The following is an 18,449-nucleotide window of genomic DNA, read 5'->3' as shown; positions in this document are numbered from 1 at the left end:
TTATTTTCGATTGACAAGTGTGCCTGTAGCCTGCGCTGTAGGCATGATTAAGAGATCGTTTATATTGACGTGTGCAGGTCTGGTAATGACGAAAAGAATCGTTTCGGCAATATCTTTACCTGTTAGAGGTTGTACACCATTGTAAACATTTTTAGCTCTTTCTCGATCTCCATGAAAACGAACTTCCGAAAACTCAGTCTCTACCATTCCGGGGTCAATAGAGGTTACCTTAACGCCTTGCGTTAGCAAATCAATACGCATCGCTTTAGTCAACGCGTCGACAGCATGTTTGGTGGCACAGTACACATTTCCATTCGGATACACCTCTTTCCCTGCAATAGATCCTAAATTAACAATATGAGCGCCGTTGTCGGTATCCATAAGGGGTATCACAGCTTTACTTACATACAATAAGCCTTTGATATTGGTATCAATCATTCTGTCCCAATCGCCGATATCACCATCTTGAATAGGATCTAATCCCTGGCTCAACCCAGCATTGTTGATGAGAACATTTATTTTTTTCCATTCGGGGGGCAAACCTTCAATTTGGTTTGCAACTTGCTCAGCATCTCGGACATCGAGCTCAAATATATGGATCTGAATAGTCGGGTAGGCCGCAAGTAGTGTATCTCTTAATGTTTCTAAACGGTTTAACCTGCGCGCGCAAAGTAAAAGATTATACCCCTCTTTCGCTAAAACTTCGGCACAAGCCTGACCGATGCCGGAACTTGCTCCTGTAATAAAAACTGTTTTAGTCATATATTGTAACTAGTTGGTATTTAAAATTTAATCAGATTTTCCCTAAAAAACAGTGCCTCGGTCACCCTATTTTGTAGCAATATAGATGGTACAGATGCCAAACGTCTGTGGTCTAACAATAGTTTCATTAAAACCAGCTTTTTTGTTTATGGCCACGAACTTTTGGCCGTCCGGAAATTGAGCAACGGATTCCGGTAAATATTCATATGCACTGGAATCTTTTGAAAAGAATTTTCCAATGGTTGGTGTGATAAACTTGAAATAAAAATTATACAATTGTTTAATGGGGAACTTTTTCGGATTAGAAAATTCTAAAATAACAGCTTTCCCACCAGGCTTTAATACGCGGTATATATCCGATAAGCCCTTTTCCAGATTTTCAAAATTGCGGACACCAAATGCTACAGTAACTGCGTCGAAGGTATTATCTTCGAATTGAAGCCGCTCAGAATCTCCTAACTGAACTTCAAATTGATTCGCTAATCCCTTGCTTGCAATCTTTTTCTTGGCGACTTCAAGCATGCCTTGGGAGATATCGACACCAATAATCTTTTTTGGATTCAAGATTTTAATTGATTCCAGTGCAAAATCACCAGTTCCTGTCGCTACATCCAACATCAGTTGCGGTTTTATGGACTTTAAGGAATTGATGGCTTTTTTACGCCATATAATGTCAATACCCAAAGACATGAAATGGTTCAAAAAATCATAGGAATGCGAGATATTGTCAAACATATCTGCTACCTGTTTCTTCTTCCCATCGTTGGTGTCTTTGTAGGGCTTTAGTGTTGAGGAATCGTGCGTCATTTTACAAAGATACAATATATGAATATTTTTCGGTGCTAAAAAAGGGATTTGTTTTCATATCAAAGTCAGTTTATTTTGATGGTAGTGGAGGATATTGATTTGTTTTTGACCATTTTGCTTATTCACAATAGTTTAAGTTATTAACATTTTTTAAAGTATTGATTTTGAGTGGTAAATTTTTATTTTCAACATCTTTTCAACAGTAGGTGTTGAAAACTAATCCTGTAAATCTGTGTCCATCAAAGCTTTTTGGGGGTTCGGATCTGATCGTCGAATTTCCCTGTTTGTAAATCCTCATGGTGGTGAATTTTATTTTTTATACATTTGTTATCCTATCTAAAATTTATAAGGATAGCAAAGCTATATTTCTGATATAATATCATGATGAACGACAGTAATTTTGAAGCGAATAACACGGATAATAACAAACGGGGTAATTATGGCGAACGTCGTACCAAATTAAATAATTTGGTGAGCGGTTTGGGTAAGCTTCCGCCGCAGGCAGTGGACCTTGAAGAAGCTGTTTTGGGGGCTTTGATGCTGGAGAAAAATGCACTGAGTGAAATTATTGATATTCTAAAACCAGAATCGTTTTACAAAGAATCGCATCAAAAGATCTTTGAAGCAATTTTTGGCCTTTTTCAAAAGACTTCTCCAATTGATATATTGACAGTTACCTCGGAACTTCGACGGATGGGGGCTCTTGAAATGGTCGGCGGTGCCTACTATATTACGCAATTGACAGACCGCGTGGTTTCTGCAGCTAATATTGAGTATCATGCCCGTATTATTTCTCAAAAATATATTCAGCGTGAGCTTATTAAGGTTTCTACCGAAATTATCAATAGTTCATATGATGAAACATCAGATATCTTCGATCTTTTGGATCATGCCGAAAAAAGCTTGTTTGATATCGCGCAAAATAACTTGCGACGAGATTCAAGAAAGATGGATGATATCATGCGTGAGGCGATTTCTAATCTTGAAATGCTGCGGGATCGCACAGATGGTCTGACAGGTGTGCCTTCGGGTTTAACAGCCTTGGATCGTATGACTTCAGGTTGGCAGCCTTCTGATCTTGTTATTATTGCAGCACGTCCAGCGATGGGAAAAACTGCATTTGTACTTTCTGTCGCGCGTAATGCCGCTGTGGAACACGGTAAAGCAGTCGCCGTATTCTCGCTGGAGATGTCATCTGTTCAGCTCGTCAATCGTCTAATCGCTGGTGAAACCGAAATTGAGCAAGAGAAATTGAAAAAAGGAAATCTTGCTGATCATGAATGGCAACAATTACATTCGAGAATTGGTCGATTAACTGATGCGCCTATTATTATTGATGATACGCCGGCGTTGAACGTGTTCGAATTTAGAGCAAAATGTAGGCGTCTAAAAGCACAATACGATATCCAAATGGTGATCGTCGATTACTTGCAGTTAATGCACGGTAAAGCAGACGGTAAAGGCGGGGGTAACCGGGAACAAGAGATTGGTAGTATTTCGCGCGCGTTGAAGTCTGTAGCTAAGGAATTAAATATCCCCGTGCTTGCATTGTCGCAATTGAGCCGTGCAGTAGAGTCAAGACCGGGCAATAGTAAGCGTCCTATGTTGTCCGATTTACGGGAGTCTGGTTCTATTGAACAGGATGCTGATATGGTTCTTTTCTTATATCGACCTGAATATTATGGTTTGACAGAAGATGAAGAGGGACGTCCTACTGCCGGTGTCGGTGAAGTTATTATTGCAAAACACCGTAATGGTGAGACCGGAATTGTTCCACTTCGCTTTGTGGGTAAATTTGTGAAGTTTGTGGATTTAGAAGATGAGTTTTCGGGTATGGGTGGTGGAGATGGATTCGGTGATGCGCCGGCTACATTTTCTGCTTCGGCCTTGAATCCGTCGCCAAACTTTGCAGATGATTTTAGTGCTGGAGGTTTTAGTGGAGGTATTACTATGCCCTCCCGAATGAACGATATGCCTGATGATGCGCCATTTTAGTGGTTAATTTTACATAAGTATTCCTAAATAACAGAAAAAAACCGAATGATTTAAATTCGGTTTTTTCGTTTACCGCGTCCGGCTTGTTTTCGCTAGTAAAACAAGGTTATTATCCATTTTCAACGTGATGTATTAAGGGTGTACGCAAAAATAAATGTTTTAAAACTAAATGAACAAATGGGGTTAATGTTTTTTTGTCGTTTTGATTGTTTTTATTTTAAATAAAATCGGAACTTTGTGCGCCTTTGGGTTTATTAGAATGGTAGCTTTTAGACTTAGTATAACAGGTCTTAGACAAAAGTTGGTGAACAGTTTTTCGACAATGACAGGAAGCTAATGGATATTCATTATTTTGGATCGAGCAAGTTTGCTTTTATTTGGCTATTGATGGCAAAAACAAATAATATATTTCGATGAAAATAACATTACTTTGTATAGGTAAGACGGATGACAAATACCTAATTGAAGGTATTGAAAAGTACATTAAGCGATTAAAGTTTTATGTGAACTTCAGTATTGTCGTTATTCCCGATATCAAGAATGTCAAGAATCTTTCTGCTGAACAGCAAAAAGATAAAGAGGCTTTGCTGATTTTGAAACAGCTACAACCACAAGATCTAGTAGTTCTGCTAGACGAACATGGAAAAGAATTTCGCTCCTTGGAGTTTTCAGCTTATTTGGAAAAAATGATGGTACAAAGTGTTCAGCATTTGGTATTTATTATAGGAGGCCCCTATGGGTTTGACCAAAAGATTTACGATCGGGCAAAATCAAAAATCGCTTTATCGAAGATGACGTTTTCGCACCAAATGATTCGTTTGTTTTTTACAGAGCAGCTTTATCGTGCTTTTTCCATCATGAAGGGGGAGCCTTATCATCACGAATAATATGGAAAAAAGTCCGTAACTTCATCATGAATAAAAACAAGCTTATGAATTTGCCCAACAAACGAGATTATCACTATAAAAGTGACGAAGGAGAGAAAAATAGCCAATTGAATAAATACATTATGATTGCTTGTATTATTATCGTGATCTTATTGGCCTATTTTTTCGCATAGCTTAATGTCTTTCCATACGGATTTAGTAAAAGAAATAAATCTCTTACTTAATATCCGTATGGAGGATATCAGCAGATGATTTTAATAAATTTTAATTGAATTGTTTAAGCAAGAACGCTTAATTTTTGGGAGAAGATTGGCAGGTTTTGCGCGTTCTTTTGGGGCGGTGTTGTTTACGAATCCCCAGTTGGTCATATAGAATGACAAGGGATTAATTTCTAATAATTTTTTCATTTTTTCTTTTTTTACCATATAATAATTTATTGATTCGCTAATAGATGATCAATAATCGAGCCAAACTATGATATTTGTCATGTTCGAAAAGAAATATAGAAAATAAGGTCAATAAAAGTAGTTGAAAGTGTGTTTTTGAGGGCCAAGTCAAAATAAAACGCAGCCCATTTGAGAGGGGCTGCGTCGAATCAAGGAATTTATTCTTTATCAATTTTATATAATTTTCCGATATCTGTGATAGCGTACAGCGCGCCATCTTTTCCCTGCGTGATATCTCTAAATCGTTGTCCTTCACTACCTAGTAGACGCTCTTCTCCAACCACCTTGTTATCCTTCAGTATAATTCTGGCAATGTGCATGCTGCTCAAACCGCAAATAAAGAGATTATTCTTCCATTCTGGAATATTCTGTCCGGTATAGAATGTAATTCCACTAGGAGAGAGGACCGGATCCCAATAATAGACAGGTTGTTCCAGACCGTCTTTTTGTTGTATACCCGCACCAACTTTATCGCCTTTATATTCTATACCATATGTAATCGTTGGCCATCCATAATTCTTACCAGCTTCAATTCTGTTCAGCTCGTCGCCGCCCCGTGGACCAAATTCGGTTTCCCAAAGATCGCCGGTTTCCGGATTTAAGGCAAGCCCTTGAGGATTGCGGTGTCCATAACTGTAAATTTCCGGACGGACATTTGGCTTGCCTATAAATGGATTTCCTGGAGCAGGCTGTCCCTCAGTGGTGATGCGTAAGATCTTGCCCAATGCTGCATTCAGATCTTGTGCCAATGGTCTTGTAACCAAATCAGATCTTTCACCCGTACTCAAAATAATATTTCCTTCTTTATCAAAGATAATACGACCACCATAATGCAGATTCCCTTTATGAGCCGGAGTAACTTGATAGATCACCTTAGCACTTTCTATCGATTTCTCGTCTGCAGACAGTTTTCCTTTTGCAACAGCCGTCAACGTCCCAACAGCGGTATTATCAGAGAAAACCCAATAAATCATACGGTTTGATTCGAATTTTGGATCAAGACGTAACCCCAGAAGTCCACCTTGCCCACTGCTATTGACTTGAGGTAAACCTTTTATTGGGTCACTTAATTTACCGTCCGCCGTTGCAATGCGAAAATTCCCCTCTTTTTCTGAGATTAATAATCGGCCATCAGGCAGCGCAGTTATGCCCCACGGAGATTTTAATCCCTCAGCAATTACTTTACCTTCGAACGGCGTGCTTGTCTTTGCACCCTGAATTCTCGTTTGTCCGGCAAATGCTGGTTTATAACTTGTGTTTGCCTTCTGTGTTTCTACCGGAGGGTAACTTGTTGTATCAGTTGCAGTATTTGAACTGCTATCCGAACTCGAATTTGAATTCGCATGGTTGGAATTACATGCGGTTAATCCTAAAGATACTGTTAAGAGGCTTATTGTCAGTTTGGTTTTCATTATCTGTGACTTGTTTTTTGGTCTGATTATCTGCTTGAAGATATTAAAAATTAATGAAATATTATTTTACAGAATGTAATAATATAAATATATAACTCTATTAATGAGAAAGGGAGGATGCTAGCCAGCCAATAGATTTTAAATATTAAAAGAGTTATTTTTCCGCCAGGCAGTGTTTTACGATTCGGTGGAGTTCAGTTTCCTTGTTTACATAATAATCACTTATATCTAAAATCGTATTTGTGTTTAAATTGTAGATACACACCGGTACATAGTTAGGCTGGGCAGATGTCTCGAAAGTTTTAAAATAATCTGCACTTTCCTGAATACTTGAAAATCCTTTGGATTCACAATGTTGTGTATCCTGATTGTAAGCAATGGTTATAAAGTTCTTTTTCATTGTACTAGCCTTTTTATCAACATAACGAAGACCAGGAAGTAAAAGTTTTAAAAATCATTGCCTTTTATTTGTTAAACACTAATGTGGCTTGCGGCTATTGGCTTTCCAAAAAATATTTTTGCTTTACTTTCAAAGTCTCTTGGATCATCTGTCGTATAGAAGGCCAATTGTCCATTTTGGGAACAAATAGTTTCAATCTCCTGATGACGATGGAGATAGTCCCTTAAGCTGTTTGCAACAATTGGACCCTGAGAAATGATATTGATATTGCTTGGTGTATATTTTTTGATTACGGGCAGCAATAATGGATAGTGGGTACAGGCAAGCACAATAGCGTCGATCTGATCGGACTGTTGTAAAAGTTCCCGTATATCTTTTTCTACAAAGTAATGAGCGCCTTCTGTATTGATTTCGTTATTTTCTACTAAAGGGACCCAAAAAGGACAGTCATGTTGAAAAACTTCTATTTCTGGATTAAATTTATGTATTTCTATTTTATAGGATTCAGATTTTACCGTTCCCGTAGTAGCTAAAATCCCGATCTTATTAGTTTTCGTAAAATTGTGTACAATTTCGGTAGTGGGTCTGATGACGCCGAGGACTCTCTTTCCCGGCGGTAGATCATGTTGTTGTATGGTTCTTAATGCTTTTGCTGAAGCTGTATTACATGCCAGAATAACAAGGTTACAGCCTAGATCAAAAAGTTTAAAAACACATTGTTTGGTATAGTTATAAACGGTTTCAAAAGACCGTGTACCATAAGGGACCCGAGCATTGTCCCCTAAATAGATATAATCGTACTGAGGTAAAAGATGTTGAATTTCCTTAAATACGGAGAGTCCTCCGTAACCGGAATCAAAAATGCCAATCGGATCTGGTTTTGATAAATTATCCATAACACAATGTTATAAGTTCTTCCACTTATAACATTGTGTTACAAGTTTCAGCTTTATTGAAGCAAAGATGGTTTCTCTTTGTATATTTTCCAAATTAATTCGCCAAATAATGTATTTGTCCAAGCAAACCAATGTCTTGTGAATTTTTTAGGATCGTTTTTATGAAAAGACTCATGCATAAATCCAGTTCCGCCATGCGTATTGACCAGCGTTTTGATGCAATTGCGAATCTCGTCATCATTTGTCGAAGTTTGCGCTCGCATAATAATGGACATCGGCCAGATCATATCTCTTCCTATGTGAGGTCCGCCAATGCCTTCTGCTGCTGTTCCCTTAAAAAAGAATGGATTTTTATCAGACAAAACAAAGTTACGTGTACGTTGATAAACTTCGTTATTTAGATCGACAGCCCCTAAATAAGGTAGAGCCAATAAACTCGGAATATTTGCATCATCCATCATAAGATGGCTCGAAAAACCGTCTACTTCAAAGGCATATATCCGGCCTAGCGTCGGATGGTCGATGATACCATATGTATTGACTGCTGTTTCGACCTCATTCGCAAGAGCTTCCATTTTGACAGCTAGTTCATGTTCATTTTTAACCTTTTTCAAAATTTCGGCAGATTGTCTAAGGCTAACGATCGCAAATAAATTGGATGGAATAAGAAAGGAGAAAATGGTAGAATCGTCTGACGGTCGAAAACTGGAGCAGATCAAACCAACTGGATTTACAGGATATCCGTAGCCATCTACTTGTAATGTATCGGAGCCTCTGGAGGTTGTACGTTCAAATTTGTACGGGCCTAGACTATCTTTACGCTGTTGCTCAACAAAAGTCTGATATATTTTATGTTGCGCTTCTAACCATTCTTCATTAAACGGGCTATTGTCATTCGTTTCTTTCCAATAATGATAAGCTAATCGAATTGGATAACACAATGAATCGATTTCCCATTTTCGTTCATGGATTCCAGGTTTCATATTTGTGTGATCACTGAACCATTCGCCTTTTTTGGTCGGATCGTTATAAAATGCATTGGCATAGGGATCAATGTTGATGCATTTACTCTGCTTTTGGATTAAGCCAACAATAAGATCCTGTAGTTTTTTGTCCTTTTTCATAAAAGGAAGGTATGGCCATACCTGTGCACTGCTGTCACGCAACCACATGGCATCAATATCCCCTGTAATTACATAGGTATAATTTCTTCCGTTTTGAACATAGGGAAATACCGTAGTATCTAAGGTGTTAGGAAAGCAGTTGTTAAATAACCAAGCCAGTTCCTTATTTTTAACATTTTTCTGAAATTCTACAATTGCATCTTCGATGACCTTGCTCGAGAAAAGTCTTTTCTCTTTACTTGTTCGTACAGTGGGAAAAGAATGTTCTTGAGCAAATGAAAATTTGCTTGTAAGTGCACCCGCGGTTAACAGGCTTGCGTTTTGGATAAATGTTCTGCGTTTCATGCTTGCTAGGACTGATTTTAATGTTATAAGGTTATTTACTAAAATGCAAGATATAAATATTTTTGAATAAAAGGAATAGCAAATACGATTTAGCATTATAAAATTGACTGAACATAGGAATAAAGTCATTTTTATTCGGTTAATTTGCGTTTAGGAATGCATTTTGCTAGAAAAAATAATCTTTGAAATAATTTTATGAGGCTTAATATAACAAAAAATAATAATTTACTCCGAATTGTGCTGGCAAGCATGGGGGTAGGTATTTCCTTCGGCGGTTTTGCCCAGATCAAGAGTCAGCCTTATTCGTATCATTTTTATCAAAAAATGAACGATGCGGTTTATTCTACTGAGACGAGGATGCACACTGCTGCTAAACCATTCGTCATCAAAGACTCTTTATTGTTAGCCAAGTTTGATTCAATCCAATCCAATAAGCCTGTTTCTTCGTCCAATTGGTTTATGCGTAAGATTTTTAATGAACATCTGGTGCAGGTTGAGAAAGAAGATTATACATTCTATGCTGATTTTTTACCGGATCTTTATAGTGGAAAGGATATTTTAGGCGACAAGCGTCGGACATGGATGAATAGCAGAGGATTTCAGGTGGGATTGAACGTGGGTAATAAATTTACATTCAATACTTCCGCATTTGAAAGTCAGGCGGTATTTCCCAAATATTTGGATGACTATATCGTTGCCAATAAAGTAATCCCTGGTCAAGGGAATACAAAATTTCAGTCCAAAAATAAAATGGACTGGATGTATGCGACAGCCAGTATGACCTATGACGCACATAAGTATATTCAAGCGACGTTGGCCTATGACAAGAACTTTATTGGGGATGGGTATAGATCCATGCTGTTATCGGATTTTTCTTCAAACTATGCACATTTGAAATTGACCGGCACGATAGGAAACGTTCAATATACGTCGATCTGGGCCTACATGAATGATCCGACGCATCCGAGACAGGATTTGACTGGTACAACTCCTATGGAAGGGCAGAATAATACACGTTTGGGGGATGGTAAAAAATGGGGGGCTTTTCAATATTTGGATTGGAATGTGACCAATAAATTATCGATAGGATTTTTTCAGTCTGCTGTTTGGGCTGCGCAGGATGAAGCTGGAAAAAGAGGTTTTGATTTCAGTTATATTAGTCCTATTATCTTTATCCGACCTGTTGAAAATAATAATCGTACTTCGCCGGACAAAATGTTTTTGGGGTTAACTTCCAAATATAAACTACCCTATAATTTGACGGCATATGGTCAGTTCTTATTGGGGGAGTTTACCGCGAAAGAGTTTTTTGCCGGGAATGGATATGCGCATAACAAATGGGGAGCACAACTTGGTGTCAGGGGATATGATATGTTTGGTGTGAAAAACCTGAACTTTTTAGCCGAGTATAATACAGCCAGACCATATACTTACGCACACTTTAAGTCGTATTCAAACTATAGTAACAATGCCGAGCCATTGGCTCATCCGAAAGGGGCAAACTTTAGAGAGCTTGTTGGCCTTGTGAATTATGCATGGGATAGATGGGACTTTTCGTTACAGGGTATGTTTACCCAAAATGGACTTGATCTGCCTGATGGAAGTAATATGGGCGGTAACATCTTCCAATCCTATAATACAATACCAAATCTATATGGAAATCATATTGCCCAAGGAATAAAGAATAATATCTATTATGCGGATGCTAAGGCTGCCTATGTGCTTAATCCCAAGTATAACCTCCGTTTAGAACTTGGTTATACCCAACGTTACGCAAAAGCACAATATGAAACACCTGTAGTTAATAAATCTGGCGTAGTGTCATTTGGACTTCGTTCGAGTTTCCGGGCAATTTATAACGATTTATAGAAATTTTTATAAACCGATCTATAATTAAAATAAACTATATTGTTTTGGCGATAAATGCTGTAAAACCAATATAGTTTATTTTTAAATTTAGTTTTAGCACAAATTGACAATTAGGGGAGACGCTTGGATACAATTAGAATAAATATCCGATCGTGGACGATCCCTTCTTATGATGTGTTAGGGCTTAAAAACGATTTGCTTAAACAGAAAATGGCATGGGTTCGCTTAGTTAGCCAATGGACCAGCACAAAACTAATGTTATTCCAATGAAAAAAATCCTCGTACTGAATGGCCCAAATTTAAATTTGTTGGGTGTAAGGGAGAAATCAATTTATGGTAGCCAGGACTTCCTGGGCTATTTTGAAGAACTAAAACAACAATTTGAAACAGTGGAATTAGCCTATTTTCAAAGCAATTCTGAAGGAGGATTAATCGATAAGATACACGAAGTCGGTTTTGAATTTGATGGAATTGTGTTGAATGCCGGAGCGTATACTCACACTTCAGTTGCGATCGGGGATGCAATCGCAGCAATCACAACACCTGTTATCGAAGTTCACATAAGCAATGTCCATCAAAGAGAGGAATTTCGTCATCATTCGTTCCTCGCAAAGAATTGTAAAGGGGTGATCTGTGGTTTTGGCCTGGATAGCTACAGATTGGGTATAGAGGCGTTTATTAAATAATATCTTCTTTTGCAAGGAAGAGAAAAAATAGCTATAAAACAAAAAAGCGGGAATTCCCGCTTTTTTGTTTTATAGCTAACACACTTGTTCTAACCAATAAGACTTCTGATTTCGACTTCGTCTGCTTTGATCTGAGCTTTCATTTCTTCAAGTGAGTCAAATCGTTCATCGTGTCGGATAAAATGAAGGAACTTTACGCGGAGTGTCTTGCCATAAATATCCTGATCGAAATCGAATAGGCTGATTTCAATAGCCCGATTCATACCATCGACAGTGGGCCTGGTTCCTATATAGCCCATGCCTTTCGCAATGGATACTGGACTTTCCTCTTTATACTCTCCCGTAGTGATGTTTTGGATATGATTATAGATGTATACCTCAACAGCATAAATACCATAGGCTGGTATTAGTTTATGAGGTTCGTGAACCTGAAGGTTGGCTGTTGGAAATCCGATGGTACGACCAATTTGGTCGCCTCTAATCACCGTTCCCGTTAATTCAAAAGGATAACCTAAATAGAGATTAGCCGTTCTTATATCGCCTTTTATAAGCGCTTCACGTACGCGCGTGGAGGACACTGCAATATCATTGATGTCTTGCTCCGGAATTTCGTCAACGCTGTAGTCAAATATAGATGCAAACTGCTCCAAATCGCCCATCGAACCCTTTCGATCTTTGCCAAAATGGTGATCATAGCCTATCACAATCTTTTTTGTGCCCAATTTGCCAACAAGAACATTGCTAATATATTCTTCCGGAGTCTGATTGGAAAAATCACGGGAAAAAGGAATGATAATTAAGTGGTCAATTCCCACTTTGCTTAATTGACTGACCTTTTCTTCGATATCGTTGATCAGGCGTAAACTATCATCGTCTGGATTGATAATCAATCGTGGATGTGGAAAAAAAGTAAGCAAAATTGTCTCACCATTAATTTTATGAGCTGCTTCCTTTAGGTGAGCCAATATTTTTTGATGGCCAATATGAACTCCATCGAAAGTACCGATGGTTACAACTGCATTTTCAACTGGTGAGAAATCATCTAAACTTCTGTAGATTTTCATTTATAGGAGTTTTTGCAAAAATAAGATAAAGAATCAATAAAATGGGACGGTAAAGTTATTTAATGATTTCTTTATGACGTTTTATTTCAGCGATAAGTTGTTCAAGGTTCCAAGCATTTTCTACGCGATAATCTCCACTTTTGGTGCGTCGCAAGGAACTCAGATGTGATCCACTCTGTAAGAATTTTCCAAAATCGTAGGCCAACGATCTGATGTAAGTTCCTTTTGAACAGGATATACGAAAATATACGTTGGGGAGCTCGATTCTTTCAATGATAAAGCTATTGATACGTACCTGGCGGGACTTTATTTCAACCTCCTCGCCACGACGGGCCTTTTCATAGACACGTTCGCCATTAATTTTTATGGCTGAATGGGCGGGGGGAAATTGCTGAATATCGCCTTCAAAGGATTTTGCTGCTTCGAAGATCATGTCCTCCGTGATGTGATCGATTGAAAAGGTTTGGTCAATTTCTGTTTCCAGATCGTAAGAAGGCGTCGTCGCTCCTAAGGTGATCGAACCCGTGTATTCTTTGTCCTCAGCTTGGTAGCTGTCTATTTTTTTTGTTAGTTTTCCGGTGCATACAATGAGTAGCCCCGTTGCCAGTGGATCTAAAGTCCCTGCGTGACCGACTTTTAATTTTAATGGCTTGATTGAGTTTCTAACTTTACCAACCACGTCAAAACTTGTCCATGTTAAAGGTTTATCGATCAACAACATTTCTCCTTCAGCAAAGTTGAATTTTGCTGAGTTTTCACTAACCTCTATATTTTCCATCCAAAGATTTTAGATAATTTGTAAACTATGACCCGAAAGTAGGAGGGCAAGAATAATTACACCAACGATGATTCGGTACCAACCAAATGCTTTAAAACCATATTTGGTTAAAAAGCCGATAAAAGACTTAATGGCGACGATTGCAACAACGAAACCAATTAGATTTCCGATAATAAGCAAATTAAGTTCTTCTCCCGTGAAGGTGTTACCTTCTTTATAGAACTTTAAAAGCTTTACGGCAGAAGCGCCAAACATCATAGGCAAAGCAAGGAAAAAGGAGAATTCCGCAGCAGCTTTACGTGTTAGTTTCTCGGCCATACCACCAATAATTGTGCTTGCAGATCTTGAGGTACCCGGAATTAATGCAAGACATTGGTATACCCCGATCATAAAAGCTTGTTTGTAGGAAACCTTGTCCGAATCTTCAACAGTTGGTTTGTTGAACCACTTGTCAACAAAAAGTAAAACGAGACCGCCGACAACCAACATCACGGCGACCATTAATGGACTCTCCAGTAATGCATCAATATAATCGTTGAATAACAAGCCCAACACAGAGGCGGGAATAGCTGCAATGATCAATTTGTAGTAAAATGATAGTGTTTTAAAGAAACGCTTGTAGTATAACACCAATACGGATAATATCGTTCCTAACTGGATGACAATTGTAAATAATTTGACAAAAGCCGATGGTTGAATACCCATTAGGGCAGTAGCAATGATCATATGACCTGTCGAAGACACAGGCAAAAACTCCGTTAATCCTTCAATGATAGCAAGGATGATAGCTTCAATAATAGACATCTGTTTGAGGTAAGATTACGCTTTAATTTGATTTGTTTTTGGGACGATATAGGATTGCCGCGAATCCGATCGCAAATCCAAGAACAACAACAATAGGGGCCAAGGTGATCTTGGTAAAGCTATAAATGTCAGTTTCACCAGACATCAATGTAAAGCCAATGACTACAATAGCTAAGCTCGCTATAAACAGTTGGTAATTTACTTTGGAGAATACAAATGAACCTTTATTGACTGATTCAGTAGATTTCTTTATTTGAGCCATTTTTATCTGTATAAATCGTTAGATTGTGCCTTTAAATATTTTGTTACTGCGAAATAGGTGCTAAGTCCCGAAATGAGAATTCCAATCAGGATTACGCCTAAAAAGATCACTGCAAATTCAAACCAGTTGCGTAAAAAAACCAGTTCCGGTATTTGCTGTTGTGCAAATTTCAGCGTTAGAATGAGCAGTAAAATCGCGATCAAAGATCCCAATAAACCATGAATAATGCCATATGTTATAAATGGTTTACGAATAAAGTTTTTAGTCGCCCCAATCAATTGCATACTTTTAATTAAGAAACGCTGCGAATAGATCGCAAGACGTATCGTATTATTGATTAAAGCTACGGCGATAATCAGTAAGATAACCGCAAAAGCAAGAACAATCATTCCGATGATGCGTACGTTTTTGTTGACCATGTCAATTAATGACTCTTGGTATACAACTTCTTTAATTTTATTGTTTTTGGAAATCTTTTCAATAAAAGTTTTAATGCTATCTGTATTGGCATAATTCTCTTTCATGTAAACATCTAAAGAAGGCAATAGTGGGTTATGCCCCAGATATTGTACGAAATCTTCACCAAGATCTTCTTTCAAGTTTTTTGCAGCCAATTCTTTACTGATATATTCGGTGCGAAGTACGTAAGGATCTTTTTCAAGGTCTTTTTGTAGTGAAAGGACATCACCTTCACTTGTGCCATCATTTACGATGACATTTAAGACGATATTTTCCTTAACGTATTTCGAAAGATTTTTAGCGTGCACCAAGAGTAACCCTAACATACCTGTTACCAGCAACACGAGCGCGATACTGATAACCGTAGATACATATACAGATTTTGTTTTTCTTTTTTGTGTGCTTAATTCGTATTCTGACATAATAAGCAAAAATTTATTTGCGAAAGTAACTATTTGAGTGGAAGATTTCGAATTAATCTTGTAATTACTTTGATAAAATCTATTCGAACGCTGTTTTCTTCCTATGTTTAATTAACTTTTCAATACTATAATTTATTGTTCAAACTACAAAACTTTTATCACATTTCAGTATTAAAATCGTAATTTCGCAAGTCATAAAAATTCCTTACGAATAAAAATGGAGTATAATCACAAATCATTAGAGAAAAAGTGGCAAAAATTTTGGGCGGATCATCAAACGTATAAAACGTCCGATACGCATCAAAAGCCAAAATACTATGTATTGGATATGTTTCCTTATCCTTCCGGAGCGGGGCTGCACGTTGGTCACCCGCTGGGATATATTGCTTCGGACATCTTTTCAAGATATAAACGTTTGAAAGGTTTCAATGTATTGCATCCGATGGGATATGATTCTTTTGGACTTCCTGCAGAGCAATATGCCATTCAAACTGGTCAGCATCCTGCTGTTACGACTGAGGTAAATATCAATCGTTATCGTGAGCAAATGGATAACATTGGGTTCTCTTATGACTGGAGTAGAGAAGTACGTACTTCTGATCCGTCATACTACAAATGGACACAGTGGATTTTTATGAGATTGTTTGATTCTTGGTATAATAAAGAGTCAGATAAAGCTGAACCGATCGAAACATTAATCGCTAGGTTTGTTGCAAGTGGCTCTGCTGGCATTTTAGCAGTTTCCGATGAAGATATCTTGGAATTCAGCGCTGATGAATGGAAATCTTTTGACGAAGAAAAACAACAACGGGAATTGTTGAAATATCGGATTGCTTATTTGCGTGAAAGTACAGTAAACTGGTGTGCCGCTTTAGGTACAGTGTTAGCGAACGACGAGGTAATCAACGGCGTCTCTGAACGTGGCGGTTATCCTGTGGAGCAAAAGAAGATGATGCAGTGGTCTATGCGTATTACGGCCTATGCGGATCGTTTGTTGAAAGGTTTAGATACAATTGATTGGCCAGAGCCTTTGGTTGAAATGCAACGGAACTGGATCGGGAAATCTGTAGGTGCCTCCGTGAAATTTCCCGTGCCACAATTAAATACAAACATAGAGGTATTCACTACACGTGTAGATACCCTATTTGGCGTTTCGTTTATCGTATTGGCTCCAGAGCATGAATTGGTGGCTGCATTGACTACTCCTGAGCAGCAAGCTGAAGTGGATGCCTATATCGAGAAAACGGCGAAAAAATCTGAATTGGATCGTATGGCCGATACGAAAACAGTTTCTGGTGCTTTTACAGGTTCTTATGCTAAACATCCTGTTTCAGGACAAGATGTACAAATTTGGATTGCAGATTATGTACTTGCCGGTTATGGTACAGGTGCTGTAATGGCTGTTCCGAGTGGCGATCAACGTGACTATGTGTTTGCTAAACATTTTGCTCTTCCTATTATTCCTATTTCGGATACCCAACATATTGAAGAAGAAGCTGATCCTAATAAAGACGGGAAATATATCAATTCCGATTTTATCAATGGTATGACTTACCAAGAGGCGGTCCCTGCGTTGATTGCCAAATTGGAAGAATTAAAATTAGGTAAAGCAAAAATAAACTTCCGTATGCGTGACGCTATTTTTGGTCGTCAGCGTTATTGGGGAGAACCCGTACCGGTCTACTTTAAAAATGGATTACCTTATTTAATTAAAGAAGAAGAATTACCGCTCTTATTGCCCGAAGTTGATAAATATTTACCGACAGAATCAGGAGAACCTCCTTTAGGAAGGGCAAAAGATTGGAAATATGAAGATCAATATGAGTATGAATTGAGTACGATGCCAGGATGGGCGGGCTCTTCATGGTATTGGTTTAGATATATGGATCCAAAAAATGAAGGTAATTTTGCGTCTAAAGAAGCAGTGGATTATTGGAAAGCCGTAGATTTATACATCGGTGGCTCTGAGCATGCTACTGGACACTTGTTATATTCGCGTTTTTGGAACAAGTTTTTGAAAGATTTGGGCTATCAAAATGAGGAAGAGCCATTCCGCAAATTGATTAATCAGGGCATGATTCAAGGGCGCTCTAATTTTGTGTATCGTGTGTTGGATGAAGAGGGTAGAGGTACAAATCAATTTGTATCCTATGGGTTGAGAAACGAATATAAAACAATTCCATTACATGTCGATGTAAATATAGTCTATAATGATCAGTTGGATTTGGAAAAATTCAAAGCTTTCAGACCTGACTTTGCCAATGCCGAATTTGTGTTGGAAAATGGTAAGTATATCTGCGGCAGCGAAGTGGAGAAAATGTCAAAATCCAAATTCAATGTGGTCAATCCGGACGATATTATCGAATCCTATGGAGCAGATACATTACGACTATATGAAATGTTTTTGGGGCCTTTGGAGCAAGCTAAGCCTTGGAATACAAATGGGATTGAAGGAGTTTATAAGTTTTTACGTAAAGTATGGCGACTGTTCCACGACGCTGAGGGTAGTTTCACTGTTTCCGATGAAGATCCATCCAAAGCAGAGTTTAAAGCCTTACATAAAATTATCAAAAAGGTGGAAGACGATATTGAGCGTTTTTCATTCAATACTTCAGTTTCAGCCTTTATGATCTGTGTCAATGAATTGACCGAGTTGAAATGCAATAAAAGACAAATATTGGAACAGCTTGTCATTATTCTTCAGCCATATGCACCACATATTACGGAAGAATTGTGGGCGCTGTTGGGTAATGAAGCTGGTACACTATCTTACGCTTCATATCCTGTATTTAAACCAGAATATTTAGTTGAATCGGAATTTGCTTATCCGGTGTCTTTCAATGGTAAGATGAAATTTAATCTGTCATTGGCACTTGATTTAGATCAAAAAGCAGTTGAAGATACGATTAAAGCCCATGCTGATGTACAACGGCATTTAGATGGGAAGGCGATCAAAAAGATTATTTTTGTCAAAGGAAAAATAATCAATATCGTCATTTAATCCACTCAATACAGTATAAAAAGCCGTTTT

At 38.0% G+C, this 18,449-nt stretch carries 17 protein-coding genes; 6 read left to right on the top strand and 11 right to left on the bottom strand.

The genetic code is table 11. The features are described 5' to 3' along the window. Both B3P16_RS10160 and ubiE read right to left on the bottom strand, forming a co-directional pair. Positions 1 to 762: an SDR family oxidoreductase gene (locus B3P16_RS10160; RefSeq protein WP_115050727.1), complete on the bottom strand. Its 762-nt coding sequence runs from the start codon at positions 760 to 762 to the stop codon at positions 1 to 3. A gap of 66 nt (positions 763 to 828) precedes the next feature. Then, entirely contained in the window at positions 829 to 1,569 is a 741-nt protein-coding gene (gene ubiE / locus B3P16_RS10155) for a bifunctional demethylmenaquinone methyltransferase/2-methoxy-6-polyprenyl-1,4-benzoquinol methylase UbiE (RefSeq protein ID WP_112376154.1), read from the bottom strand. Between the two features lie 384 nt (positions 1,570 to 1,953). On the opposite strand from ubiE, the gene dnaB reads away from it, so the two are divergent. The 3 genes from dnaB to B3P16_RS10140 all read left to right on the top strand — a co-directional run bounded on the left by dnaB (position 1,954) and on the right by B3P16_RS10140 (position 4,624). Beyond that, positions 1,954 to 3,564, top strand: a complete 1,611-nt coding sequence (dnaB, locus tag B3P16_RS10150; RefSeq protein ID WP_370445164.1) for a replicative DNA helicase — start codon at positions 1,954 to 1,956, stop codon at positions 3,562 to 3,564. Between the two features lie 413 nt (positions 3,565 to 3,977). Beyond that, on the top strand, positions 3,978 to 4,451 hold the full coding sequence (rlmH, locus tag B3P16_RS10145) for a 23S rRNA (pseudouridine(1915)-N(3))-methyltransferase RlmH (RefSeq protein ID WP_070565601.1): 474 nt from the start codon (positions 3,978 to 3,980) through the stop codon (positions 4,449 to 4,451). A 26-nt stretch (positions 4,452 to 4,477) separates the two neighbouring features. Continuing rightward, positions 4,478 to 4,624: a hypothetical protein gene (locus B3P16_RS10140; RefSeq protein ID WP_172462499.1), complete on the top strand. Its 147-nt coding sequence runs from the start codon at positions 4,478 to 4,480 to the stop codon at positions 4,622 to 4,624. A gap of 431 nt (positions 4,625 to 5,055) precedes the next feature. On the opposite strand, the gene B3P16_RS10135 is transcribed toward B3P16_RS10140, so the two are convergent. The 4 genes from B3P16_RS10135 to B3P16_RS10120 form a co-directional block, all read right to left on the bottom strand. Next, the gene (locus B3P16_RS10135) at positions 5,056 to 6,309 is read right to left on the bottom strand and encodes a PQQ-dependent sugar dehydrogenase (RefSeq protein WP_286842824.1); all 1,254 of its coding nucleotides are present in this window, start codon (positions 6,307 to 6,309) and stop codon (positions 5,056 to 5,058) included. A 154-nt stretch (positions 6,310 to 6,463) separates the two neighbouring features. Further along, positions 6,464 to 6,709: a hypothetical protein gene (locus tag B3P16_RS10130; protein WP_115050731.1), complete on the bottom strand. Its 246-nt coding sequence runs from the start codon at positions 6,707 to 6,709 to the stop codon at positions 6,464 to 6,466. Positions 6,710 to 6,780: 71 nt separating this feature from the next. After that, complete coding sequence (murI, locus tag B3P16_RS10125) at positions 6,781 to 7,605, bottom strand: glutamate racemase (protein ID WP_286842821.1); 825 nt, start codon at positions 7,603 to 7,605, stop codon at positions 6,781 to 6,783. A 53-nt stretch (positions 7,606 to 7,658) separates the two neighbouring features. Then, positions 7,659 to 9,074 (bottom strand): glycoside hydrolase family 125 protein, encoded by a 1,416-nt coding sequence (locus B3P16_RS10120; protein ID WP_070565595.1) that lies wholly within the window; start codon positions 9,072 to 9,074, stop codon positions 7,659 to 7,661. 195 nt (positions 9,075 to 9,269) lie between these two features. Here B3P16_RS10120 and B3P16_RS10115 point away from each other — a divergent pair, with 195 nt between their 5' ends. Both B3P16_RS10115 and aroQ read left to right on the top strand, forming a co-directional pair. Beyond that, on the top strand, positions 9,270 to 10,943 hold the full coding sequence (locus tag B3P16_RS10115) for a gliding motility protein RemB (protein WP_286842819.1): 1,674 nt from the start codon (positions 9,270 to 9,272) through the stop codon (positions 10,941 to 10,943). A 266-nt stretch (positions 10,944 to 11,209) separates the two neighbouring features. Next, the gene (gene aroQ, locus B3P16_RS10110; protein ID WP_286801246.1) at positions 11,210 to 11,629 is read left to right on the top strand and encodes a type II 3-dehydroquinate dehydratase; all 420 of its coding nucleotides are present in this window, start codon (positions 11,210 to 11,212) and stop codon (positions 11,627 to 11,629) included. A gap of 89 nt (positions 11,630 to 11,718) precedes the next feature. Here the strand turns inward: aroQ and B3P16_RS10105 are convergent, their stop codons facing one another. Genes B3P16_RS10105 through B3P16_RS10085 form a run of 5 tightly spaced genes read right to left on the bottom strand, consistent with a single transcriptional unit; the run spans position 11,719 to position 15,418 of the window. After that, on the bottom strand, positions 11,719 to 12,693 hold the full coding sequence (locus tag B3P16_RS10105) for a bifunctional riboflavin kinase/FAD synthetase (RefSeq protein ID WP_070565590.1): 975 nt from the start codon (positions 12,691 to 12,693) through the stop codon (positions 11,719 to 11,721). 55 nt (positions 12,694 to 12,748) lie between these two features. After that, a complete protein-coding gene (gene truB, locus B3P16_RS10100; RefSeq protein ID WP_070565588.1) occupies positions 12,749 to 13,471 on the bottom strand; it encodes a tRNA pseudouridine(55) synthase TruB in 723 nt (240 codons plus the stop codon). A 9-nt stretch (positions 13,472 to 13,480) separates the two neighbouring features. Then, positions 13,481 to 14,275, bottom strand: coding sequence for an undecaprenyl-diphosphate phosphatase (locus B3P16_RS10095; protein WP_201638991.1), 795 nt, complete (start codon positions 14,273 to 14,275; stop codon positions 13,481 to 13,483). Positions 14,276 to 14,297: 22 nt separating this feature from the next. Further along, entirely contained in the window at positions 14,298 to 14,537 is a 240-nt protein-coding gene (locus tag B3P16_RS10090; protein ID WP_046674488.1) for a DUF3098 domain-containing protein, read from the bottom strand. A gap of 2 nt (positions 14,538 to 14,539) precedes the next feature. Then, entirely contained in the window at positions 14,540 to 15,418 is an 879-nt protein-coding gene (locus B3P16_RS10085) for a cell division protein FtsX (RefSeq protein WP_046674489.1), read from the bottom strand. 217 nt (positions 15,419 to 15,635) lie between these two features. Between B3P16_RS10085 and leuS the strand changes: the two genes are divergently transcribed. Beyond that, positions 15,636 to 18,419, top strand: a complete 2,784-nt coding sequence (leuS, locus tag B3P16_RS10080; protein ID WP_201638992.1) for a leucine--tRNA ligase — start codon at positions 15,636 to 15,638, stop codon at positions 18,417 to 18,419. The last annotated feature ends 30 nt before the right edge of the window (positions 18,420 to 18,449 follow it).

The sequence above is a fragment of the Sphingobacterium sp. UBA7631 genome (assembly GCF_002483935.1).
Taxonomy (GTDB): domain Bacteria; phylum Bacteroidota; class Bacteroidia; order Sphingobacteriales; family Sphingobacteriaceae; genus Sphingobacterium; species Sphingobacterium multivorum.
Note: the sequence above shows the minus strand (reverse complement) of the source record. Positions and strands in the feature narration are given on the sequence as shown.